This is a genomic window from Acinetobacter psychrotolerans, assembly GCF_048552595.1.
Classification (GTDB): Bacteria; Pseudomonadota; Gammaproteobacteria; order Pseudomonadales; family Moraxellaceae; genus Acinetobacter.
Genome location: NZ_JBIMDK010000003.1, coordinates 92,460 through 116,444 on the forward strand (window position 1 = coordinate 92,460; position 23,985 = coordinate 116,444).

22 protein-coding genes are annotated in these 23,985 nt (G+C 38.3%); 6 read left to right on the forward strand and 16 right to left on the reverse strand.

Annotated features, from left to right (window positions below; genetic code table 11):
• Positions 1–46 precede the first annotated feature (46 nt).
• From dapC to ACG94X_RS03745, 6 genes are all read right to left on the reverse strand, one after another.
• Positions 47–1,216 carry a succinyldiaminopimelate transaminase gene (gene dapC / locus ACG94X_RS03720; protein ID WP_419382391.1) on the reverse strand — a complete coding sequence of 390 codons (1,170 nt, stop codon included), beginning with the start codon at positions 1,214–1,216 and terminating at the stop codon, positions 47–49.
• A 42-nt stretch (positions 1,217–1,258) separates the two neighbouring features.
• Entirely contained in the window at positions 1,259–3,925 is a 2,667-nt protein-coding gene (gene glnD / locus ACG94X_RS03725) for a [protein-PII] uridylyltransferase (protein ID WP_419382392.1), read from the reverse strand.
• Between the two features lie 25 nt (positions 3,926–3,950).
• Positions 3,951–5,168, reverse strand: coding sequence for a formate-dependent phosphoribosylglycinamide formyltransferase (purT, locus tag ACG94X_RS03730; protein WP_419382393.1), 1,218 nt, complete (start codon positions 5,166–5,168; stop codon positions 3,951–3,953).
• Positions 5,169–5,350: 182 nt separating this feature from the next.
• A complete protein-coding gene (locus ACG94X_RS03735; protein ID WP_004821144.1) occupies positions 5,351–5,848 on the reverse strand; it encodes a metal-dependent hydrolase in 498 nt (165 codons plus the stop codon).
• Between the two features lie 168 nt (positions 5,849–6,016).
• Positions 6,017–6,352 carry an L-valine transporter subunit YgaH gene (gene ygaH, locus ACG94X_RS03740; RefSeq protein WP_419382394.1) on the reverse strand — a complete coding sequence of 112 codons (336 nt, stop codon included), beginning with the start codon at positions 6,350–6,352 and terminating at the stop codon, positions 6,017–6,019.
• A gap of 1 nt (position 6,353) precedes the next feature.
• Positions 6,354–7,094: an AzlC family ABC transporter permease gene (locus ACG94X_RS03745; RefSeq protein ID WP_419382395.1), complete on the reverse strand. Its 741-nt coding sequence runs from the start codon at positions 7,092–7,094 to the stop codon at positions 6,354–6,356.
• Positions 7,095–7,192: 98 nt separating this feature from the next.
• Between ACG94X_RS03745 and ACG94X_RS03750 the strand changes: the two genes are divergently transcribed.
• Entirely contained in the window at positions 7,193–7,675 is a 483-nt protein-coding gene (locus ACG94X_RS03750) for a hypothetical protein (protein ID WP_419382396.1), read from the forward strand.
• A gap of 64 nt (positions 7,676–7,739) precedes the next feature.
• On the opposite strand, the gene ACG94X_RS03755 is transcribed toward ACG94X_RS03750, so the two are convergent.
• Positions 7,740–8,159 (reverse strand): hypothetical protein, encoded by a 420-nt coding sequence (locus ACG94X_RS03755; protein ID WP_419382397.1) that lies wholly within the window; start codon positions 8,157–8,159, stop codon positions 7,740–7,742.
• A 206-nt stretch (positions 8,160–8,365) separates the two neighbouring features.
• A complete protein-coding gene (locus ACG94X_RS03760; protein ID WP_419382398.1) occupies positions 8,366–9,061 on the reverse strand; it encodes a Crp/Fnr family transcriptional regulator in 696 nt (231 codons plus the stop codon).
• Between the two features lie 132 nt (positions 9,062–9,193).
• Here ACG94X_RS03760 and ACG94X_RS03765 point away from each other — a divergent pair, with 132 nt between their 5' ends.
• Positions 9,194–9,724: an Mpo1 family 2-hydroxy fatty acid dioxygenase gene (locus ACG94X_RS03765; protein ID WP_419382399.1), complete on the forward strand. Its 531-nt coding sequence runs from the start codon at positions 9,194–9,196 to the stop codon at positions 9,722–9,724.
• 98 nt (positions 9,725–9,822) lie between these two features.
• On the opposite strand, the gene ychF is transcribed toward ACG94X_RS03765, so the two are convergent.
• From ychF to ACG94X_RS03805, 8 genes are all read right to left on the reverse strand, one after another.
• Entirely contained in the window at positions 9,823–10,914 is a 1,092-nt protein-coding gene (gene ychF, locus ACG94X_RS03770) for a redox-regulated ATPase YchF (protein WP_419382400.1), read from the reverse strand.
• 571 nt (positions 10,915–11,485) lie between these two features.
• Positions 11,486–12,145 carry a methionine ABC transporter permease gene (locus ACG94X_RS03775; protein WP_419382401.1) on the reverse strand — a complete coding sequence of 220 codons (660 nt, stop codon included), beginning with the start codon at positions 12,143–12,145 and terminating at the stop codon, positions 11,486–11,488.
• On the reverse strand, positions 12,126–13,196 hold the full coding sequence (locus ACG94X_RS03780; RefSeq protein WP_419382402.1) for a methionine ABC transporter ATP-binding protein: 1,071 nt from the start codon (positions 13,194–13,196) through the stop codon (positions 12,126–12,128). The genes ACG94X_RS03775 and ACG94X_RS03780 overlap by 20 nt, the downstream gene beginning before the upstream one ends.
• Before the next feature lie 11 nt (positions 13,197–13,207).
• Positions 13,208–14,044 (reverse strand): MetQ/NlpA family ABC transporter substrate-binding protein, encoded by an 837-nt coding sequence (locus tag ACG94X_RS03785; protein ID WP_419382403.1) that lies wholly within the window; start codon positions 14,042–14,044, stop codon positions 13,208–13,210.
• Between the two features lie 10 nt (positions 14,045–14,054).
• The gene (locus ACG94X_RS03790; protein WP_419382404.1) at positions 14,055–14,936 is read right to left on the reverse strand and encodes a MetQ/NlpA family ABC transporter substrate-binding protein; all 882 of its coding nucleotides are present in this window, start codon (positions 14,934–14,936) and stop codon (positions 14,055–14,057) included.
• Between the two features lie 55 nt (positions 14,937–14,991).
• Positions 14,992–16,425, reverse strand: coding sequence for an LLM class flavin-dependent oxidoreductase (locus ACG94X_RS03795; protein ID WP_419382405.1), 1,434 nt, complete (start codon positions 16,423–16,425; stop codon positions 14,992–14,994).
• On the reverse strand, positions 16,425–17,669 hold the full coding sequence (locus ACG94X_RS03800; protein WP_419382406.1) for an SfnB family sulfur acquisition oxidoreductase: 1,245 nt from the start codon (positions 17,667–17,669) through the stop codon (positions 16,425–16,427). Before ACG94X_RS03800 ends, ACG94X_RS03795 begins: the two co-directional genes overlap by 1 nt.
• 36 nt (positions 17,670–17,705) lie before the next feature.
• Positions 17,706–18,911, reverse strand: coding sequence for an SfnB family sulfur acquisition oxidoreductase (locus ACG94X_RS03805; RefSeq protein WP_419382407.1), 1,206 nt, complete (start codon positions 18,909–18,911; stop codon positions 17,706–17,708).
• 376 nt (positions 18,912–19,287) lie between these two features.
• Between ACG94X_RS03805 and ACG94X_RS03810 the strand changes: the two genes are divergently transcribed.
• The 4 genes from ACG94X_RS03810 to ACG94X_RS03825 all read left to right on the forward strand — a co-directional run bounded on the left by ACG94X_RS03810 (position 19,288) and on the right by ACG94X_RS03825 (position 23,974).
• Complete coding sequence (locus ACG94X_RS03810) at positions 19,288–20,052, forward strand: glutathione S-transferase family protein (RefSeq protein ID WP_419382408.1); 765 nt, start codon at positions 19,288–19,290, stop codon at positions 20,050–20,052.
• 200 nt (positions 20,053–20,252) lie between these two features.
• The gene (locus ACG94X_RS03815) at positions 20,253–20,627 is read left to right on the forward strand and encodes a hypothetical protein (protein ID WP_419382409.1); all 375 of its coding nucleotides are present in this window, start codon (positions 20,253–20,255) and stop codon (positions 20,625–20,627) included.
• A 132-nt stretch (positions 20,628–20,759) separates the two neighbouring features.
• Positions 20,760–21,029, forward strand: a complete 270-nt coding sequence (locus ACG94X_RS03820) for a hypothetical protein (RefSeq protein WP_419382410.1) — start codon at positions 20,760–20,762, stop codon at positions 21,027–21,029.
• A gap of 305 nt (positions 21,030–21,334) precedes the next feature.
• Positions 21,335–23,974 carry a bifunctional aconitate hydratase 2/2-methylisocitrate dehydratase gene (locus ACG94X_RS03825; RefSeq protein ID WP_419382411.1) on the forward strand — a complete coding sequence of 880 codons (2,640 nt, stop codon included), beginning with the start codon at positions 21,335–21,337 and terminating at the stop codon, positions 23,972–23,974.
• Positions 23,975–23,985: the final 11 nt, after the last annotated feature.

Here is a 23,985-nt window from a genome sequence, read left to right on the forward strand (position 1 = left end):
TGATTTAATATAAAAATGGGCTTTATGAAGCCCATTTTTATTGAATTTATAAGATCGATTTTAAACGTTGAATTGCCTGTTCACATTGTACAATATCTGCAACCAATGCCATACGCACATGACCTTCACCCGGATTACCTTGTTCGGTGTCACGAGATAAATAACGCCCTGGAAGCACTTTAATATGTGCTTTTTCCATGAGCATTTTTGCAAATTTTTCATCATTATCGACTTTAAGCCAGTAGTAAAAACCTGCATCGGGTTTTCGCAACGGTAATAAATGACCTAATTCATTTTGAAATAAATCAAATTTTGCACGATAAAGTTTACGATTTTCTTCAACATGCACTTCATCATTCCAAGCCACAATAGAGGCTAACTGATGCTGAACAGGCATTGCTGCGCCGTGATACGTACGGAATTTTAAATACGGTTTAAGTAACGAAGCATCGCCTGCAACAAAACCTGAGCGCATGCCTGGTAAATTTGAACGCTTAGAAAGCGAATGGAATACGATGCAATTTTTATAATCGTCACGACCAATTTCAGCACACACTTCGAGTAATCCGGTCGGTGCTTGGTCAAACCATAATTCTGAATAGCATTCATCAGATGCAATGACGAAATTATATTGGTCAGAAAGCGCAATCAGTTTTTTAAATTGTTCATTGGATAATACCGCACCCGTTGGATTACCCGGCGTACATACAAAAAGTAACGCAGTTTTTTCCCAGACTTCAACAGGAACTGCATCAAAATCACCTAGATAATGATTTTCTTCGGTGCAATTAATGAAATACGGTTTTGCACCGGCTAGAAGTGTTGCACCTTCATAGATTTGATAAAACGGATTCGGCATCACCACATAAGGCGCATCGTCACGGTTAATCAACGCTTGAACAAAAGAAAAAATTCCTTCACGCGTACCTGTTACAGGAATGACGTGGTCTTCAGCACTGATCGAATTTAATTTGAAGCGATTGTTTAACCAATTGGCAATACTTTGGCGCAACTCAGGCAAACCTTTACTGTTTGGATAAGTCGAAAGATGCTGAAAATTATCAATAATCGCTTGTTTCACAAACTCAGGTGCAGGATGCTTTGGCTCACCAATGGATAATGGAATGAGAGGTAAATCTGCTGGCTGCACATCCTTAAAAAGTTGCGTTAGCTTTTCAAATGGGTAAGGATGTAATAAAGACAAACTAGAGTTCATGAAACAATTACCATGATATTTAAATAAAAAATATGAGAATGTTTAATTTTGGTTAGAAACCAAATTAGAGGCTTCATCTAAAGCCGCTTTGAGTTGTGCGACGAAAACTTCTGATTCTTCATCACTCAATGGTTGCCCATCTTTTTTGGTGACAAAGAAAATATCTTCAGCTTTTTCACCCAATGTGGCAATTCTAGCAGAGTGAATGTCTAAACCCTGCATCATAAATAAACCGCCGACACGTGCTAATAAACCAGGTTGGTCAAGTGTTGAAATTTCGACCATATTTTGCTGTAAAGCCTCATTCAAGGTGATATCGACAGTATTTTCAATATCAAAATGACGCAATTGACGAGGAATACGACGTTGCATTAAGCCCGGATATTTATCAGATTCACTCAACGCTTTAACCAGTGCCTCTTTGACGGTTGCTTCACGATCTGGATCGGTCAATAAAGTACCAAAACGGTCTAAGACAACATACGTATCTAAACTGAAAGCTTTAGTTGCTGTAATAATTCGAGCATCTTGAACATCAAGATTCATACGATCTAAAATTGCCACCGTGGTTGCAAACAAGTTTGGCTGATCTTGTGTATAAATAAAGATCTGCACTGCATCTTGCGCTGCCTTTCGGTGCGCTCGCATGAGCACTAATGGTGCGGGATTGTCGCCATGCTGCAAAATGGCGCGGGTATGCCATGCAATTTCATCGGCAGATTCTTTTAAGAAATATTCATCGCCCAATTCTTGCCAAACTTTTTCAACTCGATCTAATGGAAATTCATCCACCAAGACTTCACTGGCTGCAAATTTGGTGTCTTCAATTAACATTTGATAATCAACAGGACGTCCAAAACCAGAACGAATCGTATCACGTGCATGCGTATATAATTGGCGCATAAGCGATGCACGCCAAGTGTTCCAAAGCTTAGGGTTGGTTGCATTGATATCTGCTACAGTCAATGTATAGAGATAATCTAAATGCTCCATGTCACCTAATTTTTCGGCAAATTCACGCACAACATCAGGGTCAGAAATATCTTTTTTCTGCGCTGTAATCGACATCAATAAATGATTCTGAATCATCCATGCGACAAGGTTACATTCACGTTCAGTAAAACCGTGTGAACGACAAAATGCTATCGCATCCTCTGCTCCCAATTCACTGTGGTCGCCACCACGACCTTTGGCAATGTCATGAAATAATGCTGCAAGGAACACGATATCACGACGAACAAGACGTTGGAATACAGAACTGACTACAGGATAATCTTTAGCAAATTCAGGTTCTTTAAAGCGATTTAAATTGCGAATGAGCAATAATGTATGTGCATCAACGGTGTAAATATGGAACAAGTCATATTGCATGAGTCCCATGATTTGTCCGAAAGCAGGGATGTAATTGCCCAAAACGCCATAACGCTTCATCGCCACCATCGTTTCATACAAACGATGTGGTGAACGAATAATTGCCATAAATAATGCTTGATGGTTTGGATTATTACGGTAATTTTGATCGATTCGTTTTGCAGCTAAAGTTAAAAGACGTAGGGTGCGTGCGCGAATCCCTTCAATCTCTGGACGATTTGCCAATAAATAGAAAATTTCTAAAATTGCACTCGGATTTTCAGAAAAAATCTTATGGTGTTGTACGGCAAGTTTGCCATCCACTAATTTAAAGTGTTCATTAATGTTTTCAATCTGACGTTCATATTCAGGCAAACGTGGCGTGATCACTGATTCATTAAAATACGATAGGAGCATCTCATTCAATGTACTGACTTGTTGCGCCGTACGATAATAACGCTTCATAAACTGTTCAATTGGAAAATTGATATGTTTATTTTCTTCTTTTACATAACCAAATTTTGTAGCAATATCACGTTGATAATCAAATAATAAACGGTTTTCATCGCGTTTGGTTAAACGGTGTAAATGATGGCGAATTTCCCAAAGAAAATTTTCTGCTTCCTCTAAAACGCCCAATTCAAATTCAGAAATAAAACCTAAATGTACAAGATCATAGATACGATTGACACGGAAGTGACGTTTTGCAATCCAACCAATTTGGTTAATATCTCGAATACCGCCAGGGGCATTTTTAATATCAGGTTCTAAGTTACTTTCAGTATGATTATGTTGTGCATAACGACGAGCTTGTTCATCCATTTTTGCATCGAAAAATGTTTTATCTGTCCATGTTTGTGACACGACACGACGTGGCCACTTCGCAAGGTGCGGATTTCCTGTCATTAAACGCGCTTCTATGAGCGCTGTTGCAACAGTTAAATCATTGGTGGCCTGTTCAAAACAACAGCGAATAGTGCGAACACTAATCCCAGGTTTAAAATTTCCCACATCCCATAAAGATGAAATAAAATCCGTTACGCCTTTTTCTTGGGCTTCAGTCAAATCATGTTCAGAAAGAATCATGATATCGACATCTGAATACGGTAGCATTTCACGTCGACCATAGCCGCCAACAGCAAATAAGCCTAAATTTTCAGTTGCAAGCCCCGCATGATTCCATAAGAAAATCAGTGCTTCATCGACAAGATTTGAGCGAGTTCGAACAATCTCACGGATAGATGATCCATGATCAAATGCCTCATTTAGCTGCTGCTCGACAACGGTACGCCATTGGTTAATACCTTGAATGTCGTGATTATCGCTTACATATTCCAACAGAGGAGAGGTGTTGATCATGAATGTTTGTCCGCAAATTTATGGGTTAATTATTTAAATTAACTGTAACTTTTGATGCTGTGTCAAAGGCAAGTTCACGTGCTTTTTCTGTGCTTTCAGCACGTGCTATTGCTACGCCCATACGTCGACGTTCAAAACCTTCAGGTTTTCCAAATAGACGTAAATCCGTAGCAGGGTTTTGTAAAGCAAGATTTAAGCCAGAATAAGAAAGATTACTGGCATCTACACCTGCATAAACCACGGCACTCGCTGCAATACTATGCCGCTGGGTATTTACAGGTAAACCTAAAATAGCACGTGCATGTAATTCAAATTCACTTTGGAATTGTGAAGCAAGCGTGACCAAACCTGTATCGTGTGGGCGTGGTGACACCTCACTAAACCATACTTTGTCACCTTTGACAAACAGTTCTACACCGAAAATACCGCAACCACCTAAGGCAACAGTGACCTTATGTGCAATGCGTTTAGATTCTGTTAACGCAGCTTCTGTCATCTGTTGAGGCTGCCAACTTTCTACATAATCCCCAGAATCTTGACGATGCCCAATAGGATCGCAATATGAAGTTTCAATTGCACCTGTTTCAGGGTTTTTTGAGCGCACTGTTAATAAAGTAATTTCAAAATCGAAATCAATTTGGGATTCAACAATTACAGTGCCTTGATTAACACGACCGCCTGTTTGTGCATATTCCCAAGCGGCGTCAACCTCTGCATATTCTTTAACACGTGATTGTCCTTTACCAGAAGAAGACATCACAGGCTTAACAAAGTTTGGATAACCAATATCGTCACAAGCAGCGCGGAAACTTTCTAATGAATTTGCAAAACGGTACGCAGATGTTGGTAAACCCAGTTCTTCCGCAGCAAGACGGCGAATACCTTCACGGTTCATGGTCAGGTTAACGGCTCTTGCAGATGGAATGACGGTTGCAATATTTTGTTGTTCAATTTCGACAAGAACTTGTGTTGCAATGGCTTCAATTTCAGGAACGATTAAATTAGGTTTTATTTTTTCAATTAAAGTTTTTAATTCGGTCGCATCTGCCATATTTAAAGTATAAGAAAAATGGGCAACTTGCATAGCAGGTGCATTTTCATAGCGATCTGCTGCATGAACTTCTACACCAAGTCGTTGTAATGAAATCACCACTTCTTTACCTAGTTCTCCTGAACCTAACAGTAAAACTTTAAATGCTGAAGATTGAAGTGGGGTGCCAATTGTAACGCTCATGCTATTCATCCATGCCGAGTTTAATGGACTTTAAGCATAGCAGAACTCAGACGTGTGTTAAGGGCTGATTGACATAAAATAATGATATTGTCTAACAGATTTTTTTATAAATTTTTTAGCTTATAGGTGGTTTGCCACTACAAATGAAGTGGCTTTGAATTTGCGCAAGAAAACTGATCAAGAATTTTTAATTAATTCTTTTTACGAACTAACAGAATCAACGCAATTAGGCAGATCAGTAATTCTACAAAAAACGACCAATGCAGAATAAAGTTTAACCACCACGGCTGATAACGTGAGCTGACTTCAAAAAACACATAGGGTTGATCAATAAACGGTGCAAAAAGCCAAACATCACCTACAAAAGTATCCAAGCCGATATGTAGCAGGGCAGCACCCGAAAAAAGACTAATCATCAGGGCAGGTTTAGCCGTATATTTTGAATGGATGAAATAACATAAAGCGATTAGAAAAATTGGAATCCAAAATGAAAACCAATGTAAAAAATATTTATGGTGATGTACCGACCTATGATCGAATAAATAGAAATAGAATAGATCAATATCAGGAAAAACTGCACCAAGCATAATCAGCGTAAAAAAAGCTTTGTTGGTGATTTTTGTCTGTTTAAATTTCTTGAGTAAAAGTTTAGCCAAGATATAGCCAGAAGGTAAGTGTGCGATAAACATATCGAGTTGCGTATTTTAAATATTATATTGGAAAGAAATCATACACAACTAATTAATTCACATGGTTTTTTATTGTAAATTGATTAAATGAAAGCATTTTAAATCCTAGATACTTTAAATTTAAACGCTGATCTGCTGATGCATTAAAAAATGCTTCAATCAACAAAACTACAGATAGGTATAGACCAAGCCATAGGCCAATGCTGCTGTGAGTGTCGCCAAAACAATTCTTTTAAATTTAAAATACAATCCTGTGAGTACAATAAAGCCCACCAACATCGCAAAACTTTTATTTGGGGTTTCGATCAATGGCGGGAGTGTGGCAACAATTAACATTGAACTGATTGCAGAAATTCCAATGCTGCCTAAAGCAATTTTGAGCCAAGTCGCTCCACGGTTTTGACCACTTTTTTGATTTTTCTGAATAAAATAAAAAGGTCCGAAGCGTGATACAAAATTAGCAATACCAACAAGAATACCGACCAATATAATTTCTAGGTTCATATTATATACTCACATCATCTTGTTGCTTTAGAATGTAATATTTAAATAATCCTGCTAAAATTCCAGATGTAATACCAATAAAAATAGCTGCGGACATGCTGATAAAATAGCATGATAAAACAGAGACAATTAAAGACACAGCCACCACTAATGTATGTTTTTTCTCAAATGCTGCCAGTAAAAAACTAAGAAAAAGAGCAGGGAGTAAGAAGTCTAAAGCGGCTTGTAAAAATTGCGGCAAGTCGCTGACTTGATCTGCAAATAATCCACCCAAAAAAGATCCTAACGCCCAAGACAGCCAACTACACAGGCTTAGACCCAACATCCAAGACTCTGACCATTCCTGACGACGTTGGGAAAGTTTAATCATGCCCGCTGCAAAAACTTCGTCAGTTAAACCCCAAGACCAAATGGCTGTTTTTTTTAGATTTAAACGATCTTGGATTAAATTTTGTAAAGCAGGGCCATATAAAACATGACGTATATCCAGTGCGATAACAGTCAGCGCAGTCATCCAAATAGAAGTACCACTCCCGAGTAAGGCTACAACTAAAAATTGACTTGCCCCCGCATACATGGAGCACGATAAAAATAAAGCCTCCCAAGCGCTAAAACCGAACTGGGTAGCTGAAACGCCAAAAGCAAACGAGACAGGAAGATACGTAAAAATAATGGCTTGACTATCTTTAGCGCCTTGCCAAAAGCCAGCAGTTTGGACTGGATGATTTTTGTGCGCAGACACGATACACCTTGCAAGAATGGAGTAAACAATAAATTGAAGTTGTGTATTGTACTCGAATTCACTAGCATGGTAGCGAAATGTTTGTTTAGGTCTGTTGAATGCTTACTTTTAAACCTCGATCGGTTTTGATCTTTTCCGTACTTGCAAGTGTGTGCGTATTGCAAGCTTGTGGTAATTCATCCTCTGAATCGAAAGAAAAAGTTGAAATTCAAGCAGCACCTAAATTAACCAATGATGCAACAACTTATGCACATGCTGCATGGGATTTAATGAACGAAGTTGAATCCTTTGTCTATAATAAACAGCGTAATTTACTTGAAGATAAAGTGCGTAAACCGATTCGTAAACTTAGCACAGATTGGCGTATTAATGTCAAAATGACAGATTCTGTGACTGAAGGAAAATATGCACTTTGCCGCAAAGCATTAACCTCATTAGATGTTTGGGCAAGGGCAACACTGGACCAAGATCCCCAACTATTACAAAAGCAATTGGATTATCAGCGTGATAAAGCACAGTGCAAAGATGCAATTGATAACCCAAATTTAGGCAATACCAAATCCTATAGTAATCTTTTTTAAAATTTTCTATTAAAAAAATGGCGAGTATTGAACTCGCCATTTTTTTAATCACCTATATTTAATATTAAGGTTTTAAAGGGTTGGTCGATGTAGTTTTAACAGCTTTATCTTTTACAGCCTGCGTTTTTGTTGCAACATCTGCTTTTGTTTTGGTCGTCATATCCATTTTTGCTTTTGCTGCGGTGTCAACTTTAGCTTTAGCTGTGGTATCGGCTTTAGATTTTGCTAAAGTTGCATCCGTTTTTGCTTTATCTGCAACTGCCTGAGTTGAAGCTTGAGCTTTTGTCGTACTAACCTTGGTTTTAGCTGCATCAGCTTTGGCTTTTTGTGCAGCTTGAGCGGCAGGATTGACTGCTACACATGAACCCCCTTTGTGATTTGGTCCAGTTCCACCCACCAATGTCGTGCCTTTAGGGCATGCAATCGCAGAAGCGCTGATCACTGTGAGAAGTCCAGCAGTAAGTAACGTTGTAATTTTTTTCATATTTTTCGTCTTTTATGAGATGGCAGTAGTACCTAAATTGCAATATAAATCTATTTTATGCAAAGTAGAATATACATTTTGTATGTTTTATTTATAAAAATGATTCTATATTCCAGTCATTTAAGCTTATTTTAAGATTAGAAAAATAATGCCTTACTCATTAAGTAAAAAACTATAAAAATGTGATGGGATGTTTTACAACAGAATTACTTTGTAGAATGAGCCATTTGGTGAAGCTGATCTGCATCAATGATTTCAATTTTCCGAAAAGCAACTTTTAATATGCCCATCTGTTCAAGTTGGTGTAATTCTTGGTTAATGGTTTGTCTTGAACACATTAACATTTGCGCCAATTGTTCTTGGGATAATTGTATGGTGTTATTTTCTACTTTTAAATGATTGCCATAACGATTCAAAATAAATAGCAGTCGCTGAGCAAGTCGTTGGCTAATATTCAAAGTGTGAATCGAAATAAGCTCGATAAATGCTAATCGTAATTTTTGACTGGTCAATTGAGCAATATGAAACCAAAATTGTGGGTGAGTGTGTAATAAGTCTTCAATAGACGTATTTGAAATTTTTAAAAGCGTACTTTTTTCAGTTGCAATGGCGTGATGGGAGCGTGGTTGTTGATCCACCAATGAAATTTCACCAAACCACATGATTGGTTCTGCAATTGCAGCAATAGACTCATTTCCTTCAATATCTATATAACCTAAGCGGATTTTGCCTTGAACCACGGCATAAATTCCATCAAAAGTATCACCACTCCGAAATACGGCTTGGTCACGTTCTACATGCAAGTGCGTTGTATGACGTAGGATAAAGGCTTTAAATAAATCGGGGAGTTGGGAGTACCACACATTATTTTTTAAGATAGAAAGTTCATTTTCTTTCAGCACATCTATTCCTTTTGATGAAACTTAAAAATTAATTGAGTTATTCATGATTTACTTTCAATTGTCACTTAGCCGACAATTGAGCAATCACTTTTTTTATATAGTGAATAAAAGTATTTTACAAGGATGAATGATATGACAAAACTTGAACAACTTCTCAGTCAATACGCTGCTTATCATCTAGATCACAAAAATGTAGTGACTCATTTCATTGGTATTCCAATGATTGTTTTTTCAATCATTTGTTTAACTGCACGTGCAGGTGTACAGGTTTCGGGTTTTGAACTGACTTTAGCATTACTCTTGATTGTTGCAAGTGTGATTTATTATTTGAGCTTAGATCGTATTTTTGGTTTGATGATGCTCGTTATTTTTGCAATTGCTTATCCATTTGCTTATAAAATTGCACAATGGGATATGACTGCATGGCTTGCAACCAGTATTGGGGTTTTTGTCGTTGGTTGGGTATTTCAATTCATTGGACATTTTTATGAAAAGAAAAAACCTGCTTTTGTCGATGATCTGGTTGGTTTGGCAATAGGCCCATTGTTTGTACTGGCAGAATTTGTATTTTTGCTTGGTTTTCGTAAAGACCTACAAGCCAAGATGTTGGAGATAGCAAGAAAGCAACGTGCAGAAATGGATGTGAAAGCAGCGCATGTTTAATGCAGATATTTTGCTAAAAAATGATGGATATATTAAAAATGCCCTGAAAAATCAAGGCATTTTTGAATAAGAATTTAATGGTTTAAATATTAAATTACTTAAACATTAAAACGGAAATGTAGTACATCGCCATCTTGAACGATATAAGTTTTGCCTTCTAGACGCCATTTACCTGCTTCTTTCGCACCGTTTTCACCGTTGAACTGAACGAAGTCTTCATATGCAATACATTCTGCACGGATAAAGCCTTTTTCAAAGTCGGTATGAATAACACCAGCAGCTTGTGGAGCAGTTGCGCCAACTTTTACAGTCCAAGCACGAACTTCTTGTACGCCTGCGGTAAAGTAAGTTTGAAGACCTAGAAGTGAATAACCTGCACGAATAACCACATTTAGGCCTGGTTCTGTCATGCCCATTGCTTCTAAGAATTCAGCACGGTCTTCATCTTCAAGCAAAGAAATTTCAGCTTCAATTTGGTTGCAAAGTGGTACAACAATTGCGTTTTCTTCAGCAGCTAACTTTTTTACAGCTTCAAGATGTGGGTTGTTCTCAAAACCATCTTCAGCAACGTTTGCAATATACATCGTTGGTTTTAAAGTCATTAAACCAAAACCACGAATAAGTTTGCGTTCGTCATCATCTAGCTCAGCAGCGCGAGCAGGTTTACCTTCATCCAATAACGGTTGGATTTTTTCTAGAACTGCTTTGGTCGCAACAGCTTCTTTATCGCCACTTTTTGCAGATTTTGTTAAACGAAGTAGTGCTTTAGCTACAGTGTCTAAATCAGCTAAAGCCAATTCTGTGTTAATGGTTGCAATATCATCTAACGGGTCAATTTTACCATTAACGTGAATTACATTTTCATCCTCAAAACAACGTACTACGTGTGCAATAGCGTCAGTTTCACGGATGTTGGCAAGGAATTGGTTACCCAAACCTTCACCTTTAGACGCGCCTGCAACTAAGCCTGCAATATCCACAAATTCCATCGTTGTTGGAATTACGCGTTGCGGTTTTACAATAGCAGTTAATTTGTCTAAACGTGGATCTGGCACAGGTACGATACCTGTGTTTGGTTCGATAGTACAAAATGGGAAGTTTTCCGCAGCAATAGCAGCTTTTGTCAATGCATTGAAAAGTGTAGATTTACCAACGTTCGGCAAGCCGACAATACCGCAATTAAAACCCATGAATGAACTCACAACGTGTTATTTAAAAATTGCCGCTGATTTTACATGAAAGCCATGGCAAAGTCAGGTTTGCGATCTATTAAGTTTTAAAATCAGATTTTAGTGTATGTGATAAGTACTAACGATTTGTCTTTGATTGGTACTTTTATTAAATAAAATAAGTATTCTAGAGCTGACTATAGATATATTCATATTTTAGATTCAAATATTTTTTCAGAAAACGTATGAGAGTCCTTTCTCCCTTTGAGAGAAGGTTCGGATGAAGGGACTTTTAATAGAAAACCTCTCCCGAACCCTCTCCTAGTAGGAGAGGGAACACTCAAGACAGATCAGAATCAAGTTCGAAATTACTTTCGCAAAAGGTCTATTTAGCTCAGTCAGTAGCTTTGCTAAGATTATTCAGAATGATTAAGTATGATTTTTATTACTGCACTAAATTAAGCAAATTACAGTACCTCTATCCAATGACGATACCCATGTCACCATACAGATAGAGGATTTTATATAATTAAATATGGCAAACCGAAATCTATTTCAATTATATTGATGTTAGATATGTTGATTGAAAAACTTAAATTTTCCTCTTATCCAATTGACTTGCCAAACTGTCACCAAATGCTTGAATGATCATCACCAAAGCGACTAAAACAATAATGACAGCAAACATCATTTGCATATCAAAACGTTGATAACCATAACGGTAGGCAATATCACCCAAACCACCCGCACCAATTGCACCTGCAATTGCAGAGGAGTTAATCATGGTGACAATTGTGACTGTAAAACCTGCCACAATGCCGGGTAACGCTTCAGGTAAAAGTACATGCCAAACGATTTGCTTACGGTTACAGCCCATCGCTTGTGCAGCTTCAATTAGACCTTGATCAACTTCACGCAAGCTAACTTCTGCAATACGGGCAAAGAAAGGTGTCGCGGCTAACGTTAATGGAACAACAGCTGCCCAGACTCCGTAACTGGTTCCGACAATCCAACGAGTTAAAGGAATCAGTGCCACCATTAAAATCAAAAAGGGAACAGATCGGGTAATGTTGATCACAGTGCCTAATGCATGATTAATCTTTTTAGATGGATAAATCCCTTGTTCAGATGTATTGACCAAAATTACCGCCAAAGGTAAGCCTATCAAAAAGGCAACAATGGCAGATACGCCAACCATCAGTAAGGTATCTATGGTTCCTGTCAGCAATAAATCAATGAGTTGGTCTTGCATAGCCAAGTACCTCTATTTGCGCAATTTGATGTTTTAACCTTTCTTGTAAATTATGCAGGTCTAAATGGGTTTGTTCAGTACCGACAATCAGCGTTCCAATCAAATGGTTTTGGATATTGTCGATATGACTTTGATATAAATGTACCGATTTATCAAAAACCTGAAAAAGTTCAACTAAATCAGGTGAGTTTTTCGGATCGGTTTCATAACGTAGTTTTAAAATGCTATGGGTTGAATCTTGTTGCAACGCTGTATGCACTGGAAAGGGCAAATCGAGTTGTTCTAGGTTTAACAATTCTTGTGTGATTTTCTGCTGAGGCTGTGAAAACACGGACCAGACTTGTCCTGACTCAACGATTTCACCATGTTCAATCACCACCACTTGATCGCAAATTTCACGAATCACTTGCATTTCATGAGTAATTAAAACAATGGTAATTCCCAATTCTCGATTGATTTTTTTCAGCAAGGATAAAACTACTGAAGTACTTTCAGGATCAAGTGCAGACGTTGCTTCATCACACAATAAAATTTCAGGATGATGCACTAGTGCACGAGCAATGCCAACACGTTGCTTTTGACCACCAGACAGTTGTGAAGGATAGTTATGTGCTTTATTTCCCAATCCGACTAGGTCTAAAACATCGTTGACACGTGTTTCAATTTCAGCTTTATCGACATGGGCAATTTTTAAAGGCAATGCCACATTATCCCAAACTGTTTTGGCAGACATTAAATTAAAATGCTGAAAAATCATCCCGATTCTTTGACGTGTTTGAATCAACTCAGCATGACTGAGTTCAGCCAAATTCTGTTGATGAATATGAATACTACCTTCAGAAATACCTTCTAAACCATTTAAGGTTCGAATTAAGGAAGATTTACCTGCACCACTTTTACCGATGATGCCGAAAATCTTGCCTTGAGGAATATCTAAGTTGATATTTTTTAACGCATGGATCTGTTGATCTTGCCCATCATAGTATTTATTCAGATCACGAATTTTGATATGAGGGACTGAAAAATCAACATGCGAACCGAAACTCACCATTTCTATTCTCCTTATTTCCAGCCTGCAAACCACATATCTTTGCCGAAATCTTTATCTAAAATATCTCGAACTTGCTGTGAGTTTTGGAAAGCTTGAATAAATTTCTCTAACTTTTGATTTTTGTCTTGATAATCGGTACGTGTCACAAAAAGAATGGCGTACTTTTTATCAACGGGATCTAAAAACAGGGCACTATGCGGATCGGCTTTTTTTGCCATATTTAAGTAATGTGGAAAACCAAAAATCAGATCTGCATCATCATAGGCTAAAGCAGTTTGTGGACCTTCAACTTCTAAAAACTTCAACTGTTTAGGGTTTGAAACAATATCCTGAAGTGTGGAAAGTTCATTGTTGATGTCTTTGATTTGAATTAACCCAGCACGATGTAGCAGGATCAAAGCACGTGCAGAATTAACTGGGTCACTAGGGATGACAACACGAGCATTTTGAGGTAAGGCTGCTAGGGATTTATATTGTTTTGAATATAAACCGACATGGCTGCCGCTACCTGTACCAAAAGCATGCAAATCGTAATTAGTTTGCTTAATGGCATTCTTTAAAAATACACTTTGTTGGAAAAAGTTAGCGTCAATGTCACGGTTTTGTACCGCAACATTGGGTGCTTGCCAATCTGAAAATTCGACCAGTTTGACATGGATACCATCTTTCTCTACCTCTTTGGCAACCGTTTGTAGTAATTCGGCATAAGGTGGGCTAATGCCAATCGTGAGTACATTATCCTTTTGTTGATTTTGTACATAACGATAGGCAAAGAGTGCTAATAATACGATGACAACAGCAAGACCAATCAGCAGGTTCTTGTTTTTGAGTTTGGAAGCTTGGGACATGAGTTATTCCTTATTTCCAACCTGGGAACCATAAATTTTCACCAATATCATCATTTAAAGCCTGTTTGACCTTGTCCGAAGTTTGGTAAATTTTTACAAATTCTTTTAACTGTTTGGCTTTTTCTGGATGCTTTTGCTCATAGTCATCTTTTACAACAAACAAGATGGCATAACGTGTATTGGTATTATCATCGAGTAATAATGCTTTGTTTGGATCAATGGTTTTAGCAAGTCGTAAATAAAGTGGGTAGCTAAATACTAAATCAGCATCATCTACAGCACGCGCAGTTTGAGGTCCTTCAACTTCAATAAATTTAAAGTTTTTAGGATTTGAGGTAATGTCTTGTAAGTTTGATAAATGGTTATTCGGATCTTTCAAGGTGATAAGTTTTGCCTGTTGTAAAAGCAACAGTGCGCGACCTTGGTTGACTGGGTCATTTGGAATCACCACACGTGCATTTTCAGGTACAGCCGCTAAAGAATCATATTTTTTAGAATATAAACCGACATGTGTTGCAACACCTGTGGCAATCGGTTTCAGTTTAAAATCAGTTTCTTTTAACGCATTGGTTAAAAATGGTTGGTGTTGGAAATAGTTTGCATCAATATCACCATGATTTAGTGTGATATTCGGTGTGTTCCAATCTGAAAATTCCACCAGTTTAATATGAATTCCTTGTTTCTTGGCTTCCTCTGCTGCAACTTGTAAAGGCTTGGCAAAGGGTGGGCTAATACCAATGGTGATTTCTTCTGTACCCGCTTTTTTATGTTGGTTCCAATAAAAAAGTCCTGCAATAACTGCAATAATGATCACGGCAAGCAAAATAAATTTATTCTTGGAGCCTGATTTTTTGGATGGATTACCATTTGCAGGTGAGTTTATTTGAGTCATGTGACACCCCTTAAAGTGAAATTATTCAATTCATCATGTTTGCTGATTAGGTTATTTAGGCAGTTTGCTTTTGCCGATCTGCCGTTTCGATGCTGTTGTTATGATTTGAGTTTTGACATCGAAAATCAGCAGCAGGGTGTTGTTGGGTTAAATGATCACCCTGTTTAAAGATTTTGTTGCGTAAAGAACCATTTTCATATTTGGTTTTAAATCTGCCACGTTGTTGCAGTTCAGGAATCACAAAACGAATAAAGTCATGATGTGATTCAGGCGCAACAGTACGAGTTAGGTTAAAGCCATCAATACCTGTTTCATCAATCAACTGAATTAATTTTTCAGCAATTGTTTCACCGCTTCCAACGATCAGAGGATAACGACCACCGAGTTGATGCTGTGCTTTAAGATCGTTAGGCGTGATCTGGTTTTCCTTAAATTTATTATTGACTGAAGCAATACTATTGGTTTGTTGATATGGGATGGCCTCATCATCAGCATATTTGGATAGGTCTATACCGACTGAACTTGAGAAATGTGCTAAACCTGCTTCTGGACTTGCATAGCGGGCATATTCAGCTAATTTCTCTTGAGCTAATTCATCTGTTTCTGCTGTAACCACTGTGATTCCCACAAAGATTTTAATATCTTCTGGATTACGACCTTGCTGTACAGCCAATTCTCGAATCTTATCCACTTGTTGTTTGATTTTTGCAGGTTGATCACCTCCAATAAAGACACATTCTGCATGACGTGTGGAGAATGCTAAACCGCGTGGTGAAGCGCCTGCTTGAAAGAGCACAGGGGTACGCTGTGGTGAAGGTGAGACTTGGAAAACACCTTGGCTTTGATAAAAGCGCCCTTGATGGTTAATTTGATGAACTTTTTTAGGATCAGTAAAAATACGCTTTTGCTTATCTTTTTGTACTGCATCATTTTCCCAAGAACCTTCCCAAAACTTATAGCAAAGCTCTAAAAATTCTTCAGCTTGTTCATAACGTAAGTCATGATCTTTTAAACCTTTTTGCCCAATTAAGCGTTCAGCACTGTCCAAATACCCCGTCACAATATTCCAGCCAATCCGACCTTGTGTCAGATGATCTAAACTCGCGAAGCGCCGTGCGAATTGGTACGGTGTGTCATAACTTAAGTTTACGGTCACGCCAAAACCTAGATTTTTGGTTACCGCTGCCATTGCGGAAATCAGGGTAGATGGGTCATGACTCGGCAGTTGGATGGACTCTTTTAAGGTTAAATCTATACCATTCTGGTAGACATCATAAACACCGGTAATGTCTGCGATAAACAACCCATCAAATAAACCTTGCTCCAAAGTCTTAGCGAGATCAGTCCAGTAATTGAGCTCATTAAAACGATGAGATTCATCACGCGGATGGGTCCATAAACCGTGATTGATATGGCCGACACTGTTCATGTCAAAAGCATTGAGTAAGATTTGTTTTTTAGGTGCTGTATGTTGAGATGTATTTGTCATTACAATGTCCCTCTGCGTGGTGGAAGGATGTTGTTTAATACATAGTTTCCAATAAAATAATATTTCCAGCGTGATGCATCATGCAGTGTATGTACCCGTACATTGCGCCAATGTCGATCTAAGCCATCGGCACGTTGACTACCGCGACTTCCCGCAAGCTCAATCAATTTTGAAGACGCTTTTAATGCTGTTTCTGTGCTGTGTGCGCGGACTTTAGCTACATCTAGTGAGGCTTTGGCAATATTTTCAACTGTAGGTAGTGGTTTTGCCGCATCAATAGATTGAGCAGCTTGTTTTAATAAAACCTCAGTTGCTCTTACATCAGCAGCAACACGGCCTAATTCATAAATGGTCAGTGGATCTTGGTCTGCACGTTCTACATTGGCATCAATCCATGCGCGTGCTTTTTTAACCCGTTCTATTGTTTCTTCAAATGCTGCACGCGCAATGCCTGTTTCAATCGCAGCGTGCATAATTTGTGCAAATGGGCCAACGAGGGTGGGTTCAGAAAATGCAGTGTCAAAACGGATGACATATTCAGATTCAACAAAAACTTGATTGAATTTAACGGTGCCACTGCCTGTGGTTTTTTGTCCAAAGCCTGACCAATCATTGATACGTTGTAAGCCATGTGCATCGGCAGAAATAAAAGCTAAATATTCACGTTCTTCAGCATCACGGACTAATGTTGGAATGCGATGGGCAAATAGACTGCCCGTGCAATAGAACTTTTCCCCATTGACCACATAACCATTTCTATTTTGATCTTGGGTTTGACTAATTTGGGTATGCTTTTGTGCAGCAGTCTTGGTCTTAAATTCAGCGAGGGCATTGCCAAAACGAGCGCCTTGAAGTACTTCGCTATAGAGTTTTTCCTTTTGCTGCTCTGTACCCGTATTACGTAATACTTCCAGTGCATAAAAATGGTTTTGTGGGATTTGACCAATAGAGCCATCTACGCCACTGAATAATGCAATTATTTTAGCAACAGTATGACTAGATACCTCTGCACCACCATATTGCCGCGGTACTGTGATCGCCCATAATCCTGATTGACTAAAAACTTCAACCTCTTCAAAAGGTAAAATTCTTTCAGCATCACGGAGTACTGCATTTTGTTTAAATTGCTGACTTAATTGTTGCGCGATTTCTAAAGCCTCTTGATCATTTTTAATAATATGTGCTTGCGTAAAGGGATGATTGTGTACATCCAATGTTTTATTGATATCTTGATAAGTTGTCATATATATTTCCCTGATGAGTAACAAAGTCGTTTAACTTTAAATCCACGCATGGCGCTGATTTTGCGTACCATTTAAGTAATAATTTCCAATGGCATGAAGTTTCCAACGCACAGGGTCATGTAAGGTATGCACACGAGCATTACGCCAGTGTTGATCGAGATTATGTGTTGCTAGACTTGAACGACTACCGCCTAATTCAAGGAGTTTTTCAGAAATAAGTAGTGCTGCATCGTTGGCATATACTTTTGCCTCAGCAACAATAATGGAGGCTTTACTGGCTTGTTCAGGACTAACGATGTCTTGTGAATCCAACTCATCTAAATATTCTGCGGCTTCATCGAGCAATAAAATGGATGCATCGAGTAAGATATTGAGCTTACCGACTTCTTGTAGGGTATACGCTTCAAAACTGGCTTTATCCACATTGGCATCAATGATTGGACGCGCTTTATGGATTGCAGATAAAGTATCTGCAAATGCAGCTTCTGCAATGCCCACATCAATCGCAACCTGAATAAGTTGTGAGTACGCACCACGATATTTTGAAGCATCGGCAAGTGGTTTTTCATCCATAATAAGATCTGGGTGAACCACAACATTTTTTAAACGTACTGTGCCACTTGCCGTTGTACGTTGTCCAAAGCCATCCCAATCATCAACAATTTCAACACCTTCTGCTTTTGCATCAATAATCGTTAAAACAATATGACCATCTGGGTGAATTGCACGTATCGCCAACCAGTCGGCAAAATATGAACCCGTTGAATAAAACTTTTCACCATTTAAAAGGTATTGACCATTGATTTGTTCTAAACGTGTTTCAATGGTGCGGGTATCTTTGGTATTGCGTTCTGGGCCACCATTAGAAAGCCGTTTACCATTTAAAATTTCAGTATAAATAAACTGTTTTTGCTGTTCATTGGCGATATGCTCAATGGCATTTAACAAGCCAAATTGATTTTGAGGAATCTGACCAACACTGGCATCTGCCTTGGATAGAATACGGAAAACATGCGCAAGGGTTTTATTTGAAACTTGAGCACCACCATATTTTTTGGCAATACGAATTCCACCTAACCCTTTGAGGCTAAATTGCTGAATCACGTCAACAGGTAAAATTCGTTGTTGATCACGTATATTTCGTTCTACCAAAGCAAAATCAGCAACTTGGTAAGCTGCATTGATCGCCTGTCGATCGTTTTCGATCACAAAGGTTTGGGTAGAAGATTTGAAACTGGACATATTGTCACCTTTCGATAGATATCAAAAAGTTAAGCAATATTGCTGTAAAAATTAAATGATGTATTTTGATTTGATTATGAATTATTAATTATTAATTATTTTTAACTAAGCTTATTCATTGCGTTGCTAAGTTAGAGTGATGAAAAATATAAATTTATTTCAATATTGACTATACATGTATTAGTCATAAAAGCTTACTTAACCTTTTTTTGAATAAGGAAAGGAGAAACTGATATATCTATTCACAGTTTTTATGGTGTTAATGACGAATTTTTGCCAAAAAAGTACATTGTAATTTAGTGCTTGAATGAATAAAGTAGCAGCGATACTTTAGCTGTTATTAACAACTTGATTAAAAATATAATTTGGAGATTTTATGCGCATCCTTTACCAATTTCCTTTATCGCATTACTGTGAAAAAGCACGTTGGTTACTCGATCATAAAGAATTGGATTTTGTTGCTCAAAATTTAATTCCTGGTGTGCATAGAGCATTTTCTCAGCTCAAAACGGGGCAAAATAATTTACCCATACTTAAAGATGGTGAGTCGTTTATTGCAGGATCGACACAAATTGCGTTGTATTTAGACAATGTCTACCCTGAACATGCGCTGTTACGCTCAGATAAAGATCTAAGGGAGAATGCTTTAAATATCGACCAATTGGCAAATGAATTAGGTTTGCACGTCCGTCGTTGGGGGCTGGCTTTAACTTTATCGATTAGTGATGAACCAATTGAAATCATGATTGGTGAAAAAGGCTACTTACGTCGCTTTGAAAAGTTTTCTAGACCTATACTCAAAACTTTAGTGTCTAAAAACTATCAATTAAATACTGAAAAAGTTGCTGAGTCTAAAATGACAATGGATGCCATTATTAGCGAACTTAATCAGCGATTAATTGAAAACCATGGGCGGTATATGGTTGGATCACGTCTAGGTTTGGCAGATATATCGGTTTGTTCGATGCTTTCACCACTATTAGAGTTCAATGCAACGCCGTGGGAAAATGAACAGAATGAAACGCAATCAGATGAATTTTTAGAATATAAAAATTATTTATTAAGCTTACCGTTAGGGCAATATGTGCAACGTATTTACGCCACAGAAAGAAACGCACGAGTCGATTGGCGTGGAATTTAACCGTTCTATTCTAAATGTTATAGATCTTATTAATGTTTATCCATAATTAGACACTTAGGAATATGAGATGAATATCAGTAAGTATTTCTTTTAGAATGTTAAATTTTAATTTACTGAAGTAAACCCTTAGGGTTAAGACCAAGAAAATCTTCAAACTCGCACAAAATTAAGTATGATAGAGTGGATTTGGAGATTTTTTAATGCAGAAGTTCGTAATTTTAGGTGCATTAAGCACTGTGTTTTTCATGGCAGGTTGTGCTGAAAAAAAACCTGCAACTCCTGAAGAAATTTGGCAAGGGTATTGTACTAGTATCGGCAATGCAGCCCGTACCATTGTTTTAGATCGTCAGAATGGTATTACTCATAAAGAAGCTGTCGATTATGCGAATCGAGTAACAGATCCCACGACGAAGCAGTTTGTGACTGAATATTTGGAAAAAATTTATGCATTGTCAGATGCAGAATTAAAAACAGATAAAGATGCTGTGCAAGCAAAATTCAAAAAACAAGCTTATGAGCAGTGTTTAAATACACCACATGATCCGAAAAAAATGCCAGATTACAAACCGTTCTAATGAACGGTTTTTTTATATTCATAAAAGCGTGAAGAATGGTTAGTAACGTCACAAAAAATGATTAGCATAAAAAGTGAAAAGCATATATAAAATATAGAAATAGAAAATAAAAAGTAGCCAAGGAGCGATAAAATGGAAGTTGTAGCGTATTTACACAATGCTGACGTGCTCTTAGAAGATGAACAAGGCGTCGCAGTGATTAGCGGAAGTCATTATGTATTGAGCTTAGGCGATCAAGTCTTTCTTCATGAAATCATTGATCAACATACAAAGCTCTATCAAGTCAAAATATCCTTTGCCTGCACTGAGCATGCCATGATGCATGAAGATGAAGTGCAAATGAAATTTGAAGGCTGTCGTAGTGAATATCAACAGTATATAAACAATACAACAGTACACTAAGGTTGAATGTTTTTATCTGTTAGAATCAGGCAACATTTATGTTGCCATTTTTTATGTCTGAAAATGTCGTTAAAAGTAATGCAAATGTATCGTTACATCATAAAATGTGTTGGGACTGAATTTCTGGTAAATGATCTGCGAAGTTGATAGACATTTATTTATGAAATAATGGTCATCACGAATTAATACGTTCTTTGCATTAACTTTTAACTCGATTTTTAGTAAAATTTGATAGTCCATATTGCCCGTGAAGCTTTTGACAAGCTGGAATTCATAGGCAATTTTTTAAAAAAGAGGAATAAACCGTGCTAGAAGCTTACCGCCAACACGTTGCAGAACGTGCCGCACTCGGAGTCCCACCGAAGCCACTTGACGATGCTCAAACTGCTGACTTGGTTGAATTATTAAAAAACCCACCAGCTGGCGAAGAAGCATTTTTAGTTGATTTACTAGAAAACCGTATTCCTGCAGGTGTTGACCAAGCTGCTTATGTAAAAGCTGCTTTTTTAGCAGCTGTTGCAAAAGGCGAAGCGACTTCTCCTTTAGTTTCTAAAGAACGTGCTGTTTACTTACTAGGTACTATGCTTGGTGGTTATAACGTTGCTCCTTTAGTTGCTCTTCTTGATGATGCAGAGCTTTCAGAACTTGCTGCTGAAGCTTTGAAAAAAACATTACTTGTATTTGATGCGTTCCATGACGTTGCTGATAAAGCAAAAGCGGGCAATGCAAATGCACAAGCTGTTATGCAGTCTTGGGCTGAAGCTGAATGGTTTACAAGTCGTAAAGACGTTCCGACTGAAATCAAACTTACAGTTTTCAAAGTAACTGGCGAAACCAATACAGACGACTTGTCACCTGCGCAAGACGCTTGGAGCCGTCCAGATATTCCATTACATGCAAATGCAATGTTGAAAAACGAACGTGATGGTATTAACCCAGAAGTTCCTGGTGAAGTTGGTCCACTTAAGCAAATTAAAGCACTTGTAGCGAAAGGCAACCAAGTTGCATACGTTGGTGACGTTGTTGGTACAGGTTCATCACGTAAATCTGCAACGAACTCAGTTCTTTGGTTCTTTGGTGATGACATTGCTCACATCCCGAACAAGAAAGACGGTGGTTATTGCTTGGGTTCTAAAATCGCTCCGATTTTCTTCAACACAATGGAAGATGCTGGCGCATTGCCAATCGAAATTGATGTTGCAAACATGAATATGGGCGATGAAATCGTTCTTAACATCGATCACGCTGCTGCAAAAGTAACAGCGACTAAAGATGGTGTTCAAATTGCTGAAGCTGAACTTAAAACTCCTGTTCTTCTAGACGAAGTTCGTGCGGGTGGTCGTATCAACTTAATCGTTGGTCGTGGTTTGACAACTAAAGCACGTGAAGAGCTAGGTCTTCCAGTTTCTACATTGTTCCGTACACCGGTTCAACCTGTTGCAACGGGTAAAGGTTTTACTCAAGCACAGAAAATGGTTGGTCGCGCTTGTGGTCTTCCAGAAGGTCAAGGCGTACTTCCAGGTACTTACTGTGAACCTAAGATGACGACTGTTGGCTCGCAAGATACGACTGGTCCAATGACTCGTGACGAATTAAAAGACTTGGCTTGCCTAGGTTTCTCTGCTGACCTTGTGATGCAATCTTTCTGTCATACAGCTGCATATCCAAAACCAGTTGACGTTCAAATGCAACACTCACTTCCTGATTTCATCATGAATCGTGGTGGTGTTTCATTACGTCCAGGTGACGGTATTATTCACTCGTGGTTAAACCGTATGTTAATGCCGGATACTGTTGGTACTGGTGGTGACTCACATACTCGTTTCCCAATTGGTATTTCGTTCCCTGCGGGTTCTGGTCTTGTAGCATTCGCTGCTGCGACTGGTGTTATGCCGTTAGACATGCCTGAATCTATCCTTGTGAAGTTCAAAGGTAAAATGCAGCCTGGTATTACTTTACGTGACCTTGTACATGCAATTCCTTACGTTGCGATTCAACAAGGTGATTTAACTGTAGAGAAGAAAGGTAAGAAAAACATTTTCTCTGGTCGTATCCTTGAGATCGATTTAACAGAAATGGAAAATGACCTTACTGTTGAACAAGCATTCGAACTTTCTGATGCTTCTGCTGAACGTTCAGCTGCTGGTTGTTCAATCACGCTTTCTGAAGAGAAAGTTGCTGAATACCTTAAATCAAACATTACTATGTTGAAATGGATGATTTCTGAAGGTTATGGCGATGCTCGTACTATGGCGCGCCGTGTAGAGAACATGGAAAAATGGTTAGCGAATCCATCACTTCTTAAAGCTGATGCTGATGCTGAATACACGAAAGTGTATGAAATTGACCTAGCAACTATTACTGAACCAGTTCTTTGCTGTCCAAACGATCCAGATGATGCGAAATTGTTATCTGACGTTCAAGGCGTGAAAATTGACGAAGTATTCGTTGGTTCATGTATGACGAACATCGGTCACTTCCGCGCAACTGGTAAGTTGTTAGAGAAAGTTCCTGGTGGCGTATTGTCAACTCGCTTGTGGATTGCTCCGCCTACGCGTATGGACGAACGTCAATTGATGGAAGAAGGTTTCTATAACATCTATGGTAAAGCTGGCGCGCGTACTGAAATGCCAGGTTGTTCATTATGTATGGGTAACCAAGCACGTGTAGCTCCGAACACAACTTGTGTATCGACTTCTACGCGTAACTTCCCGAACCGTTTAGGTCAAGGTGCGAACGTCTATTTAGCTTCAGCTGAACTTGCTTCAGTTGCTGCTGTATTAGGTAGATTACCTTCTCCAGAAGAATATCAACAATATGCTGCTCAAATTGACAGCATGTCTGCTGACATTTACCAATACTTAAGCTTCGACAAAATGAGCGACTATACTGACGCTGCTAAAGACGTTGATACGAAGAAAATTGCTGCTGCTCAATTGTCTTAATTTGTTGAAAA